Source organism: Mesorhizobium sp. WSM3859 (genome assembly GCF_002295065.1).
GTDB lineage: Bacteria > Pseudomonadota > Alphaproteobacteria > Rhizobiales > Rhizobiaceae > Mesorhizobium.
This window is the reverse complement of the sequence record NZ_NSGG01000002.1, coordinates 240690-253547: the sequence shown is the minus strand read 5'-3', so window position 1 is coordinate 253547 and position 12858 is coordinate 240690. Positions and strand designations below refer to the sequence as shown.

12 protein-coding genes are annotated in these 12858 nt (G+C 64.5%); 4 read left to right on the top strand and 8 right to left on the bottom strand.

Going from position 1 to position 12858, the window contains the following annotated elements; all coding sequences use genetic code 11:
• Nucleotides 1–158 precede the first annotated feature (158 nt).
• From CK230_RS05020 to CK230_RS04980, 8 genes are all read right to left on the bottom strand, one after another.
• Nucleotides 159–1649 (bottom strand): replicative DNA helicase, encoded by a 1491-nt coding sequence (locus CK230_RS05020; protein ID WP_095816083.1) that lies wholly within the window; start codon nt 1647–1649, stop codon nt 159–161.
• Nucleotides 1650–2237: 588 nt separating this feature from the next.
• A complete protein-coding gene (locus tag CK230_RS05010) occupies nt 2238–3203 on the bottom strand; it encodes a small ribosomal subunit Rsm22 family protein (protein WP_095816081.1) in 966 nt (321 codons plus the stop codon).
• A gap of 3 nt (nt 3204–3206) precedes the next feature.
• Nucleotides 3207–3530 carry a YnfA family protein gene (locus tag CK230_RS05005; protein WP_095816080.1) on the bottom strand — a complete coding sequence of 108 codons (324 nt, stop codon included), beginning with the start codon at nt 3528–3530 and terminating at the stop codon, nt 3207–3209.
• 67 nt (nt 3531–3597) lie between these two features.
• A complete protein-coding gene (locus tag CK230_RS05000; protein WP_095816079.1) occupies nt 3598–4893 on the bottom strand; it encodes a cyclopropane-fatty-acyl-phospholipid synthase family protein in 1296 nt (431 codons plus the stop codon).
• A gap of 230 nt (nt 4894–5123) precedes the next feature.
• A complete protein-coding gene (gene rplI / locus CK230_RS04995) occupies nt 5124–5708 on the bottom strand; it encodes a 50S ribosomal protein L9 (protein WP_095816078.1) in 585 nt (194 codons plus the stop codon).
• A 214-nt stretch (nt 5709–5922) separates the two neighbouring features.
• Complete coding sequence (gene rpsR, locus CK230_RS04990; RefSeq protein ID WP_006203718.1) at nt 5923–6171, bottom strand: 30S ribosomal protein S18; 249 nt, start codon at nt 6169–6171, stop codon at nt 5923–5925.
• The gene (gene rpsF, locus CK230_RS04985; RefSeq protein ID WP_095816077.1) at nt 6171–6665 is read right to left on the bottom strand and encodes a 30S ribosomal protein S6; all 495 of its coding nucleotides are present in this window, start codon (nt 6663–6665) and stop codon (nt 6171–6173) included. The genes rpsR and rpsF overlap by 1 nt, the downstream gene beginning before the upstream one ends.
• Before the next feature lie 315 nt (nt 6666–6980).
• Nucleotides 6981–8909, bottom strand: coding sequence for an LTA synthase family protein (locus tag CK230_RS04980; RefSeq protein WP_095816076.1), 1929 nt, complete (start codon nt 8907–8909; stop codon nt 6981–6983).
• 277 nt (nt 8910–9186) lie between these two features.
• On the opposite strand from CK230_RS04980, the gene fabD reads away from it, so the two are divergent.
• From fabD to fabF, 4 genes are all read left to right on the top strand, one after another.
• Entirely contained in the window at nt 9187–10128 is a 942-nt protein-coding gene (gene fabD, locus CK230_RS04975) for an ACP S-malonyltransferase (RefSeq protein WP_095816075.1), read from the top strand.
• A 60-nt stretch (nt 10129–10188) separates the two neighbouring features.
• Nucleotides 10189–10926 carry a 3-oxoacyl-[acyl-carrier-protein] reductase gene (gene fabG / locus CK230_RS04970; protein WP_042637932.1) on the top strand — a complete coding sequence of 246 codons (738 nt, stop codon included), beginning with the start codon at nt 10189–10191 and terminating at the stop codon, nt 10924–10926.
• A gap of 345 nt (nt 10927–11271) precedes the next feature.
• Nucleotides 11272–11508, top strand: coding sequence for an acyl carrier protein (locus CK230_RS04960; protein ID WP_006203723.1), 237 nt, complete (start codon nt 11272–11274; stop codon nt 11506–11508).
• Nucleotides 11509–11542: 34 nt separating this feature from the next.
• On the top strand, nt 11543–12805 hold the full coding sequence (fabF, locus tag CK230_RS04955; RefSeq protein ID WP_095816073.1) for a beta-ketoacyl-ACP synthase II: 1263 nt from the start codon (nt 11543–11545) through the stop codon (nt 12803–12805).
• Nucleotides 12806–12858: the final 53 nt, after the last annotated feature.

Here is a 12858-nt window from a genome sequence, read left to right as displayed (position 1 = left end):
CCCCCGCAAGGGGGGAGATCAGCAGCTTTGGCGACGGTACCCATCTTGCGACGTCCGCGATTGGCGAAAGCCAACGCGACAGCCAATCTCCCCCCTTGCGGGGGAGATGTCCGGCAGGACAGAGGGGGGTGTGAAGGAACGAGGCCTTTCTCAAGAGATCACTCAAACCTCTCCGGCAGATGATGCTCTTCCGCCAGATCCGAAAACCGCGTGAACTCGCCGTGGAAGGCGAGGCTGACGGTGCCGGTCGGTCCGTGACGCTGTTTGGCCACGATGCACTCGGCCTTGCCGCGCGCCTCGTTCATCTCGTTTTCCCACTTGACGTATTCCTCGGTGCCGAGCTTCGGCTCGCGGTTCTTGAGGTAGTACTCCTCGCGATAGACGAACAGCACCACGTCGGCGTCCTGCTCGATCGAGCCGGACTCACGAAGGTCAGAGAGTTGCGGGCGCTTGTCGTCGCGGCTTTCGACCTGGCGCGACAGCTGCGACAGCGCGATGATCGGCACGCCGAGCTCCTTGGCTAAGGCTTTCAGGCCCGTGGTGATTTCGGTGATTTCCTGCACGCGGTTCTGCGAGGCCCGCGCGCTCGATCCCTGCATCAGCTGGATATAGTCGATGACGATGAGGTCGAGGCCGCGCTGGCGCTTCAGGCGGCGCGCCCGGGCGGAAAGCTGCGCGATCGAGATGCCGCCGGTCTGGTCGATGAACAGCGGGATCTTCTGCATTGTCTGCGAGCAGGCGACGAGTTTTTCGAAATCCATCTCGGTGATCTCGCCGCGGCGGATTTTCGACGAAGAAATCTCGGTCTGCTCGGAGATGATGCGGGTGGCGAGCTGCTCCGACGACATTTCGAGCGAGAAGAAGCCGACGACGCCGCCATTGGCGGCCTTGAATGTGCCGTCGGCCTGCTGTGCCGGGACATAGGCCTCGGCGATGTTGAAGGCGATGTTGGTGGCCAAGGAGGTCTTGCCCATGCCCGGGCGTCCGGCGAGCACGATCAGGTCGGAGGGCTGCAGGCCGCCCATGCGGCGGTCGAGGTCGCGCAGGCCGGTCGAGATGCCGGACAGATGGCCGTCGCGCATATAGGCGGCGTTGGCCATTTCGACGGCGGTCTTGACCGCGTCGTTGAAGCTCTCGAAGCCGCCGTCATAGCGGCCGGTTTCGGCAAGCTCGAACAGCCGCCGCTCAGCGTCCTCGATCTGGTCGGAGGGCGACATGTCGACCGGCGCGTCATAGGCGATGTTGACCATGTCCTCGCCGACCGTGATCAGCGCGCGGCGCGTCGCGAGGTCGTAGATGGCGCGGCCATAGTCGGTGGCGTTGACGACGGTGACGGCTTCGACGGCAAGCCGCACGATATATTGCGCCACTGTCATGTCGCCGACCTTCTCGTCGGCGGGCAGGAAGGTCTTCAGCGTGATCGGCGTCGCGATCTTGCCCATGCGGATGAGTTCGGACGCGACTTCGAATATCCGCCGGTGCAGCGGCTCGTAGAAATGCGCCGGCTTGAGGAAATCCGAGACCCGGTAGAAGGCGTCGTTGTTGACGAGAATGGCGCCAAGCAGCGCCTGCTCGGCCTCGATGTTGTTCGGTGCCTCGCGATAAAGCGGCGTCTCCGCCGCGCCGAATTTCAGTGCCGCCTCTGCCATGATATCCCCGATTTCGATCCCGCTTTCCTCGATACCAGAACGGGAAGATTCGGTGCTGACCTTTCTGCAACACTCCTCGGTCCAACCGCCTTGATGCCCAATGTTCACAGGATCGGCAAACCATCCACAGGACAGTATTCCGGTGGCCCGATTCCGTTTGACTCGGCAAGTCGCGATTCTTACGGGCAAGAATGGAACGAAGCAAGAACAATCTTGACGGCAAATTGCTCTTACGGTCGCTCATGGCAGGCCCGTTCATGCTGCTTGGGCCGAGCGGCACGGCGTTGGAGATTGGCTGGAACGCCCCTCCTTTCGTCATCCACGGGCGGAGCAAGGAGCGAAGCGACGCGCGCAGATCCGAGGATCCATTCCGTTACCTGTGAGCGTTGCGGCGGTCCAGAACGGCCCCTGTTCTGCACCGTCTTCATTCGTTGCGCGAGGTTACGGAATGGATCCTCGGGTCTGCGCGCCGCTTCGCGTCGCTCCACCCGTGGATGACGAAGTTCGGGCGCTTCGGCTAATCGCCGGAGCAGCGATTCTACCAAGGCATCGACATCGCGGTTCTCCCGATGTCGTCGCCTGCGCTGCTCAGCCCAACGTATCGCCCCAGTCCGCCCGCCGAGCTGCCTTAAAGGTCTCCCCGTCGCGCTTGCTGAACAGGCGCTCTCCCGCGCTGCCGTCGGGCTGGCAGAGTTTCAGCACTACTTTGCCCGAGCCGCCTTTCGCCGGCGCGATCACCCGTGGCAAGCGCGCCGGCGCCGGTTGCCGGGAGGCGGCGAGATAGATGAACTTCTCGTCCTCCCACGGCACGTCCGCTTCCTTGACCAGCCGATGTAGGCGCGAGCGGGCGACGCGGCGCGAAAAATGGCACCAGTCGGGCGGCGCGAGCGGGCAGGGCGCCGCGTGCGGGCAGGGCGCCAGGAGATGCGCCCCGGCTTCGATCAGTTGCCGCCGCGCGGCAAGCATGCGCTGCCAGCCGGCAGGCGTGCCGGGCTCGACGATGAGCAGCGTGTCGGCGGTCAGCTGCCAGAGCCGGCCGACGAGCTTCGGCAGCGAGGCCGGCGCGACTTCGTCGAGCACATAGGCGATGCTGACGAGATCGGCGGGCCTCAGGTTATCGAGATCGATGGTGGCGTCGCCGGCGACCCAGTCAGTGCGGGCGCCGATCGTTGCGGCTGCGAGCGACTGCCCGACCTTGCGTACCGCAGCACTTGCCTCGACCAGAACCGCCTGTTCCAGCTCCGGCCAGGCATCGAGCGTGGCCCAAAGCATCGTGCCAGGCCCGGCGCCGATGTCGAGCAGGGTCCTCGGCTGGAAATCCGGTCGCGCATCGGCCAGTGCATTGAGGCTGGCGCGCACGGCGGCATAGGTCGCTGGCAGCCGCGTCGCCAGATAGGCCTTGACCGCCATGTCCTCGCCCATATGCAAGCGGCCGTCGCGCAACTCGGCACGGTAGCGCTCGGAAAGCGTCCTTGCCGCCTGCTTCAGCGCCGGCAGCGGCACCTTCTCCAGCAGGCTGTCGACGCCTTGGCGCAAGGGAGCGGGAAGTTCCATCCCTCAAGCCCCGCGCGGCGCCAGCAAGATGACGGAGGCGCCGACGACACAGAGCGCTGCCCCCGCCAGGTCCCAGCGGTCGGGGCGCACCCCTTCGACCAGCCACAGCCAGCCGAGCGAAGCCGCAATGTAGATGCCGCCATAGGCGGCGTAGGCGCGGCCGGCCGCGTTCGTGCCGACCAGCGACAGCAGGAAGGCGAACAGCGCCAGCGAGACGAGGCCGGGGAGAAGCCAGAGCGCCGACTTGTCCAGCCGCCACCACGCCCAGAACGAGAAGCAGCCGGCGATCTCGGCAAGGGATGCTGCGACATAGGTGAGGTAGGTCATGAAAAAGGTCTCGCGAACGAGACCTTTTTCATGGGCTTAGGCCGCAATGGCAAGCGGCAATGCGTGTCTATTCCACCGCCTTGCGCCTGCGCGTCGGCTTGGCCGGCTGGGCGGCGGGCGCTTCGGGTTCCGGATGGTCGTGGTCGCGCAGCTCCAGAGCTTTCTCGCACTTGGCGATGTAGTCGCGAGTCACCGGCAGCGTGTCGTTCTTCTTGGCGATCTGGAACTGGAAGATCACCAGGTCCTGCCAGCGGAAGGCGGCTTCCGAGGCGGCGAGATAGAACTCCCACATCCTGCAGAAGCGCTCGTCATAGATCGCCTTGGCCTTGTCGCGGTTGGCGGCGAAGCGGGCGCCCCAGTGCTTGAGCGTATCGGCATAATGCAGCCGCAGGATTTCGATGTCCGTCACCACGAGACCCGACTTCTCGATCGCGGGCATCACCTCCGACATCGCCGGGATGTAGCCGCCCGGGAAGATATATTTGCGGACGAAGGCGCTGGTCGCCCACGGCACGCCGGAACGGCCGATCGTGTGGAGCAGCATCACGCCGTCGGGCTTGAGCAGCGTCGCGGCCTTGTCGAAGAAGGTGCGGTAGTGGTTGACGCCGACATGCTCGAACATGCCGACCGAGACGATGCGGTCGAAGCGCTCGTTGATGTGGCGATAGTCCTTGAGCTCGAAATGCACTCGGTCCTGCAGCCCCTGCGCATGCGCGCGGTCGGTGGCGACGCCATGCTGTTCGGTGGAGAGCGTCACGCCCTGCACGTCGACGTCGAAGGCCTTGGCGAGATAGAGGCCGAGCCCGCCCCAGCCGGAGCCGATGTCGAGCACGGTTTGGCCGGCCTTGAGCCGCAGCTTCGCGGCGATGTGGCGCTTCTTGGCCAGCTGCGCCTCGTCCAGCGTCATGTCGGGCTGCTCGAAATAGGCGCAAGAATACTGCATGTCCTCGTCGAGGAAGAGCTTGTAGAGCTCGCCCGACAGGTCGTAGTGGCGCTGCACATTGCGGCGCGAGCGCGCGGCGGTGTTGATCTGCTGCAGCCGGCGGAAGGCATGGCGCAGACCTTCGATCGCCTTCGACCAGGACACGTCGATGCCGCTCGAGCCCATATTCTGGAACGCGATGCGCATCAGTCCCAGAACGCCGCCCTCGGGAACGTCCAGCTCGCCGTCCATATAGGCTTCGGGAACCGCCAGCATCGGGTCGAAGCTGATCGCGCGCTCGGCATGCATGGTCTTGATGTGGATATGCACCGGCTCGCCGCTGCCGTCGCCGAACTTGTGCGTCGTGCCCTTCGGTCCGGTCACCTTGAGGTCGCCGACCCGCACCAGGCGCTCGAAAACGTGTTTCAACAGGATGTTCATGACCAAATGTCCCCTCAGTCGGATCACCCGGTAATCAGACTGGAATGCCAGAGCGAAGATGCCACAGGGCATCGCCCGCGTCCAATCGACGCGCTACGCTGTAATGTGCACAAGATATGGGGTGTCGAAAAGTTCCTTTTGGCACAAAAAAGCCCGGGTCGAAGACCCGGGCGTTGGTCCAGAAATACTGGACGTCTGCGAGCCGAAGCGATGCTCCGGAAATGCAGTGATCAGGCGTTCTCTTCGCCGCCCTCGAACTCGGCGTTCGGGTCGAAGAAGTTCTCCGGCCGGGCATTGTCGTTGATGTCCTCGCCATAGATGGCTTCGGCGGTGGTCAGGGTCTCGCCCTTGGCCTGGCGCTCCGCCTCGTCGGCCGAACGGGCGATGTTGAGCGTCACGGTGACCTGGACCTCCGGATGCAGCGCGATCGCCACATTGGAGAGGCCGATGGTCTTGATCGGCTGGTTGAGCTCGATCTGGTTGCGGCTGACGGTGAAGCCTTCGGCGGTGAGCAGCTCGGCGATGTCGCGGGTCGACACCGAGCCGTAGAGCTGGCCGGTCTCGCCGGCCGAGCGCACGACGATGAAGCTCTTGCCGTCGAGCGTCTCGGCGATCTTGGAGGCTTCAGACTTGCGCTCCAGGTTGCGGGCTTCGAGCTGGGCGCGCTGGCCCTCGAACTTCTTCTTGTTGGCTTCGTTGGCGCGCAGCGCCTTGCCCTGCGGCAAAAGGAAATTGCGGGCGAACCCGTCCTTGACCTTCACGGTCTCGCCCATCTGGCCGAGGCGGGAAATGCGCTCGAGGAGAATGACTTCCATGGTTTCGTTCCTTCGTCTGTGCCGTCGATCGTCGATCAACGCTGAATGAATAGGAACAGGTCAGGAAAGCTTGGCGCGGCCTCGCCGCTTTTGTCGCTGTCCTGCCTGTCTGGGCAGTTAGAGGCAATCGCCCCAACTCGGGATTTGAGGGTCAACCCGACGCGCCCGCCGCGCCGGTGAAAAGACCGGGCGGCAAGCCGCCCGGTCGAACATATCAGCGAACCACGTAGGGCAGCAGGCCGAGGAAGCGGGCGCGCTTGATCGCCTTGGCGAGTTCGCGCTGCTTCTTCTGGCTGACGGCGGTGATGCGCGAGGGCACGATCTTGCCGCGCTCGGAAATGTAGCGCTGCAGCAGACGCACGTCCTTGTAGTCGATCTTGGGCGCATTGGCGCCGGAGAACGGGCAGGTCTTGCGGCGGCGATGGAACGGGCGCCGGGTCGGGATCTGGTTGATGTCGACCATTATTCTGCACCCCCTTCAGAGCTTTCGCGCGGACGGCGCGGACCACGGTCGCCGCCTTCGCGGTCGCCGAACGAACGCGGACCACGGTCGCCGCGGTCGCGGTCGCCGAAGGAACGCGGGCCACGATCGCCACGGTCGCGGTCGCCGAAGCCGCCGCGCTCGGAGCGCTCTTCGCGCTTCTGCATCATCGCCGAAACGCCTTCCTCATGCGCCTCGACCTTAATGGTGAGGAAGCGAAGGACGTCTTCCGACAGGCCCATCTGGCGCTCCATTTCGTTGAGCGCGGCCGGCGGGCAGGTGATGTCCATCAGCGTGTAGTAAGCCTTCCGGTTCTTCTTGACCCGGTAGGTGAGGGACTTCAGTCCCCAGTTCTCGATCCGGCCGATCGAGCCGCCATTCGCGGAGATGACGCCCTTGTACTGTTCGACAAGCGCATCAACCTGCTGCTGCGACAGGTCCTGCCGGGCAAGAAACACATGTTCGTAAAGAGCCATTATGTCTTTCTGCCTTTCTTCGTTTCTCTGTCCGGCCCTCGCGGCTAAGCCTCTGCAACTTGTCTGACCCGGCCGCCAGGGCGCGGGGAAGAAAGGAGCATCACGAGACGGTCGAGAGCGGAGACACGGGAGGCTGGAAGCGCATCTGGCTTCGTGTCGCGGCTTCGAAAAGCCACGGCCCTCCGTTCAGCCCCCAGCAAGGACCGGCAGATTGGGCGCGTCTATACAGCAAATTCGCGGGAAGGCAAGGGCGGCAGCCAGGATTGAGGATTCCACGATGCCGCAGAGCCTGACTTCTCTTGCGGAATGGTGGCCTCAGCTCGTATGCGCGACGAGCTTGTTCACCGTCTCGGGGAAGAAGTCGGGCGCCGAGTGGCGCTTGCCGAACATCATATCGTACTGGATGAGGCGGAAGTCGTTGATCTTCGGGTCGATCTGCTTCTGCCTCGCCCAGTCCGGCGTCGCTTCGCCGGCGGGCGTCAGGAGCAGGTTGCGGTCGACCACCCGGTAATGCTCGCGCAGCGCGCCGAGGAAGCCAGTGTAATAAGGATGTGTGATGCCGGCTGTGGTGAGAATGTGATAGGGCAGGAAGGCCGGGCTCACGGCGCCCAGGTTCTGCACCGGGCCGGAACGGTTCGACCAGATGACCAGCGGCGTGTCGTGGTGTTCGAGCGCGGCTTCCGAATTCGGCTCCTTGCGTGGCGCGACATTATCCTTGAGGAAGCCGGTCTCGACATAGACGGGTCCGAGCGGCGGCAGGTGGTCGCCGAAGAAGGCGATGATGGTCGGCCGCTCACGCTTTTTCGCCCAGTCGATCAGCCGCTGCAGGCCGTGGTCGGCGTCGCCCGAGCCCTCGGCATAGGAAAGCAGCGATTCCCGCGCCCAGGAACTGATCGGCGCATCGACCGAATGCGTCGGATTGTAATAGCGATAGGGCTCGTAAGGGCCATGGTTCTGCAGACTGACGGCGAACAGGAAAACCGGATCGTCGCTGGCGTCGGCCTCGCGGATGATCTCGTCGGTCATCGCCGCGTCCGAAGCCAGCGGCCCGCGCTTTTCCATCGGCGGCAGCGTCTCTTCGGAGCGGAAGTCGTTGAAGCCGAAATCGGCATAGACGGCGCCCCGGTTCCAGAACCAGTTCGTGCCGGGATGGATGGCGCGCGCCCGGTAGCCCTCGCTCTTCAGGAAGGTCGCCAGCGATGGCGTTGGGGTGCGCACATATTGCTGATAGGGGATCGATCCGGCCGGCAGGAAGGCGTTGGAGAAGCCGGTCAGCGCCTCGAACTCGATATTGGCGGTCATGCCGCCGAACTCAGGTGAGAACATGGAGCCGGAGCGCAAGGCGCGCACGGTCGGGATCGGGTCTGGCTTGATGGTGACGCCGGGGAGTTGGGTCGAATCCCAGAAGGATTCGCTCATCACCACCACGATATCCGGCTTCTCATCCGGCACTGAAGCGGCGACGTCGGAGCGCTGGATCGCGGCCATCGCCTTTTCGGAATAGCCGGGCGGCGCCGAGACATGCGCCATCGGCACGTTCATCGCGAAGGCCAGCGCAAAACCGTTCGAGGCGTAGTTTTCCTTCTGGTCCCACATGATCGGGATGATCTGCAGCCGGTCGCGCGTCCACGAGAAGGTGGCGTAGTCCATGATAGAGACGAAGAAGGCCAGCAGCGGCACGGCAAGCGCCAGCCGCGCCAGGCGGCCCTTGCGGCTGAGGATCGGCACCCGCCGGCGCCAGGTCCGCCAGCCATAGACCAGCAGCGCCAGGCTGCCGACGATTGCCGCGGCCAGCATGAGGGCTGTCCATGGGCGTTCGCGCACCAGAAGCGGCATCAGCGCCATGATCTGGCGGGCATAGAGGAAATCGGTCGGATAGAGCGGGTCGCCGAGATAGTGCGATTTCTGGTGTCCGACAAAGGCGAGCGCCAGTGTCAGCGGCGCCACGATCATCAGGCTCTGGTGGCTGCGGCCGATCACGGCGTCCAGCCCGACCAGCACCAGCGCGAAGACGATGATGGTCGTCCAACCGGGCTTGAAGGGCTGCAGGAAGAAATCGACCGTGCCGAAGAAATCGCCCCGCACGATCCACTCGATCGCGAAGACGAGCAGGGCGGAGACGAGAAGCGTCGCAAGGCCGTAGCGTACGGTCGGCCAGGGTCGTCCCGGCAGGTAGCCGGTGGACGGATCGTCTTCCAAAAATTGAGGCACGGGCTTGGCCGCGCCTTTCCTGATCCTTGCCACTCTACTTCCCCCGGCCCACGCAACACGCCTTCCACGCACGTCACGGCTCTGTCATCAAAATGTCACGCAAAGCTAGCGCCTGTGGCGGAAATAAGAAGAGCTAGCAAAGTAAACGTGAGCGGTTTTCATCAGGTGTGATCGCCAAAAAGCCTTTCGGAACAGGGAGTCAGCCCGGTTTTCCGGCCGAAATAGGGCTTAAAGGGATACCCACGGGCTTGACTTGGCTGTGCGCCTTGCGCCAGAGGCAGGGAAAAACCAGGCTCTGGAGAGACCAAAAATGGCCGTCGCATTCACCTTTCCGGGACAGGGCAGCCAAGCCGTCGGCATGGGCAAGGACCTCGCGGATCAATTCCCGGAAGCGCGCCGCGTCTTCGAGGAAGTGGACGCCGCGCTCGGCGAAAACCTGTCGAAGCTGATCTGGGAAGGCCCGGAAGAGACGCTGACGCTGACCTCCAACGCCCAGCCGGCGCTGATGGCGGTGTCGCTGGCGGCGATGCGGGCGCTCGAAGCGCGGGGCTTCTCACTGAAGGACAAGGTGGCCTATGTGGCCGGCCATTCGCTGGGCGAATATTCCGCGCTTGCCGCGGCCGGCTTCGTTTCGATCGGCGATGCTGCGAAGCTGCTGCGCACCCGTGGCAACGCCATGCAGGCGGCGGTACCCGCCGGAGAGGGCGCCATGGCCGCGATCATCGGGCTGGAGCAGGCCGATGTGGAAGCCGCCTGCGCCGAAGCCGCCAAGGGATCGGTCTGCCAGGTCGCCAATGACAATGGCGGCGGCCAGCTGGTGATTTCCGGCGCCAAGGCGGCGGTCGAGCTGGCGGCGAAGCTGTGCATCGACAAGGGCGCCAAGCGGGCGCTGATGCTGCAGGTGTCCGCTCCCTTCCACTCGGCGCTGATGACGCCGGCGGCCGACATCATGCGCGAAGCGCTCGCCGGTGTCGCGAAATCCGCGCCGGTGGTTCCGATCGTCTCCAACGTCACCGTGACCCCGACCAGCGACCCGGACGAGATCGCCCGCCGCCTGGTCGAGCAGGTGGTCGCCCGCGTGCGCTGGCGCGAGACGGTGGAGTGGTTCGGCGCCAATGGTGTCACCACGCTCTACGAGGTCGGCGCCGGCAAGGTGCTGTCGGGCCTCGCCCGCCGCATCAACCGCGACATCGCCACCGGTGCCCTCGGCACGGCGGCGGACGTCGAGGCGGCGCTGGCGGCGTTTGCCTGACAGGCTGGCGATTTGACGGCACCTGTGCCAAGGGTGCCTCTCTGAGATCAGGAGAGAAAAATGTTCGAACTGACCGGCCGCAAGGCGCTCGTCACCGGCGCATCGGGAGGCATCGGCGAGGCGATCGCCAGGGTGCTGCACAGCCAGGGCGCCATCGTCGGCCTGCATGGCACGCGCGTGGAGAAGCTGGAAGCGTTGGCAGGCGAGCTTGGCGACCGCGTAAAGCTGTTTCCGGCTGATTTGACCGACCGCGACGCGGTCAAGGCGCTGGGACAGAAGGCGGAGGCGGATCTCGAAGGCGTCGATATCCTGGTCAACAATGCCGGCATCACCAAGGACGGTCTCTTCGTGCGCATGTCGGATGCCGATTGGGACAGCGTGATCGAGGTCAACCTGACCGCCGTGTTCCGGCTGACACGCGAGTTGACCCATCCGATGATGCGCCGCCGCCATGGCCGCATCATCAACATCACCTCGGTGGTCGGCGTCACCGGCAATCCCGGCCAGACCAATTACTGCGCCTCCAAGGCCGGCATGATCGGCTTTTCCAAGTCGCTGGCGCAGGAGATCGCCACCCGCAACATCACCGTCAACTGCGTCGCCCCGGGCTTCATCGAATCGGCCATGACCGACAAGCTCAACGACAAGCAGAAAGAGACGATCATGGCCGCCATCCCGACAAGGCGCATGGGCACCAGCGCCGAGGTCGCGTCCGCCGTCGCCTACCTTGCTTCCAACGAGGCGGCTTACGTCACCGGCCAGACCATTCATGTGAATGGCGGCATGGCGATGATCTAGGGCATGTCGATATTCAGGTGATGCCGGCCTGCAAACGGTGGCTTTCTGCGCTTCCGGTGCTCACGGACTCGATGTCCGCTCCGCTCCGGTTCTCGAAAGCCACCATTTTCGGCTCGGCCTGACCTGAATCTCGACACACCCCGGCGGCCAAGCCCCGGACGCCTGTGAAAACAGCCATTTCGGCTTGGACGCCCGTCATTTTTCGTGTAATGCGGCCCGCATCCCGGCGGTTCGGGCAAAAACCGGTCCTGTGGCGTTGCGTTGCCCGCAAGACCATCTTTCAGCTTGATTAGCGGCATTCCGCCCGCTAACGAAGATAGACAACATAAGACGAGGATTGCCCAAATGAGTGACACCGCAGAGCGCGTCAAGAAGATCGTCATCGAGCATCTCGGCGTCGATGCCGACAAGGTGACGGAGCAGGCGAGCTTCATCGACGACCTGGGCGCGGACAGCCTCGACACGGTCGAACTCGTCATGGCGTTCGAAGAAGAGTTCGGCGTCGAGATTCCCGATGATGCCGCCGAGACCATCCTCACCGTCGGCGACGCCGTGAAGTATATCGACAAGGCCTCGGCCTGAGCTCTTTCGCAGGCATAACCGGGGAGGACCTGCGATGAGGCGTGTCGTCGTCACGGGCCTTGGCCTGCTTTCGCCTTTCGGCATGGGCGTCGAGCACAGCTGGCGGGAATTGCTTTCCGGCCGCAGCGCCTGCCGGCGCGTCACCGAGTTCGAGGTGGACGATCTTGCCTGCAAGATCGCCCACATCATCCCGCGCGGCGACGGCTCGAACGGCACCTTCAATCCGGAGGCCGTGCTCGAGCCGAAGGAACTGCGCAAGATCGGCGACTTCATCCTTTACGGCATCGCGGCCGCCGACGAGGCGCTGGCCGATTCCGGCTGGAAGCCTGAGACGCATGTGGATCAGTGCGCCACCGGCGTGCTGATCGGCTCCGGCATCGGCGGCATCGACGGCATCGCCGAAAACGCGATGATCCTCAAGGATCGCGGCCCGCGCCGCATCAGCCCCTTCTTCATCCCCGGGCAGATCATCAACCTGGTCTCGGGCCAGGTCTCTATCCGTCACGGCCTGAAAGGCCCGAACCACGCGGTCGTCACCGCCTGCTCGACCGGCGCGCACGCCATTGGCGACGCGGCCCGGCTGATCATGTGGGGCGATGCCGACGTCATGGTGGCGGGCGGCGCCGAGGCGCCGGTCACCCGGCTGTCGATTGCCGGTTTCGCCGCCTGTCGCGCGCTCTCCACCGACCGCAACGATGCGCCGGAGACCGCTTCGCGTCCCTATGATCGCGACCGCGACGGCTTCGTCATGGGCGAGGGCGCCGGAGTCGTCGTGCTGGAAGAGCTCGAGCACGCCAAGGCGCGCGGCGCCAAGATCTACGCCGAAGTCACCGGCTACGGGCTGACGGGCGACGCCTACCACATTACCGCTCCCGCCGAGGACGGCGACGGCGCTTTCCGCTGCATGACGGCGGCGCTGAACCGGGCGAAGCTTTCGCCGGCCGATGTCGATTACATCAATGCCCATGGCACCTCGACCATGGCCGACACGATCGAGCTTGGCGCGGTCGAGCGCCTGGTCGGCAATGCCGCCTCGAAGATCTCGATGTCGTCGACAAAGTCGTCAGTCGGCCATCTGCTGGGCGCCGCAGGTGCCGCGGAAGCGATCTTCTCGATCCTCGCCATCCGCGATAACATCGCCCCCGCCACGATCAACCTCGACAATCCGGAACGCGAGACGGCGATCGATCTCGTGCCGAACAAGCCGCGCCAGCGCCAGATCGATGTCGCGCTGTCGAATTCCTTCGGTTTCGGCGGCACCAACGCCTCGCTCGTGTTCCAGCGCTACAATGGCTGAGTAGCAACCGGAGCAGTCCCACGCGGAGTGCGTGGCTTCCCCTCACGGTTTGC

Excerpts from the sequence above, each read along its gene's own strand:
- CK230_RS05020 (WP_095816083.1), bottom strand. The coding sequence starts at position 1,649 with ATGGCAGAGGCGGCACTGAAATTCGGCGCGGCGGAGACGCCGCTTTAT.
- CK230_RS05010 (WP_095816081.1), bottom strand. The coding sequence starts at position 3,203 with ATGGAACTTCCCGCTCCCTTGCGCCAAGGCGTCGACAGCCTGCTGGAG.
- CK230_RS05005 (WP_095816080.1), bottom strand. The coding sequence starts at position 3,530 with ATGACCTACCTCACCTATGTCGCAGCATCCCTTGCCGAGATCGCCGGC.
- CK230_RS05000 (WP_095816079.1), bottom strand. The coding sequence starts at position 4,893 with ATGAACATCCTGTTGAAACACGTTTTCGAGCGCCTGGTGCGGGTCGGC.
- rplI (WP_095816078.1), bottom strand. The coding sequence starts at position 5,708 with ATGGAAGTCATTCTCCTCGAGCGCATTTCCCGCCTCGGCCAGATGGGC.
- rpsR (WP_006203718.1), bottom strand. The coding sequence starts at position 6,171 with ATGGTCGACATCAACCAGATCCCGACCCGGCGCCCGTTCCATCGCCGC.
- rpsF (WP_095816077.1), bottom strand. The coding sequence starts at position 6,665 with ATGGCTCTTTACGAACATGTGTTTCTTGCCCGGCAGGACCTGTCGCAG.
- fabD (WP_095816075.1), top strand. The coding sequence starts at position 9,187 with ATGGCCGTCGCATTCACCTTTCCGGGACAGGGCAGCCAAGCCGTCGGC.
- fabG (WP_042637932.1), top strand. The coding sequence starts at position 10,189 with ATGTTCGAACTGACCGGCCGCAAGGCGCTCGTCACCGGCGCATCGGGA.
- CK230_RS04960 (WP_006203723.1), top strand. The coding sequence starts at position 11,272 with ATGAGTGACACCGCAGAGCGCGTCAAGAAGATCGTCATCGAGCATCTC.
- fabF (WP_095816073.1), top strand. The coding sequence starts at position 11,543 with ATGAGGCGTGTCGTCGTCACGGGCCTTGGCCTGCTTTCGCCTTTCGGC.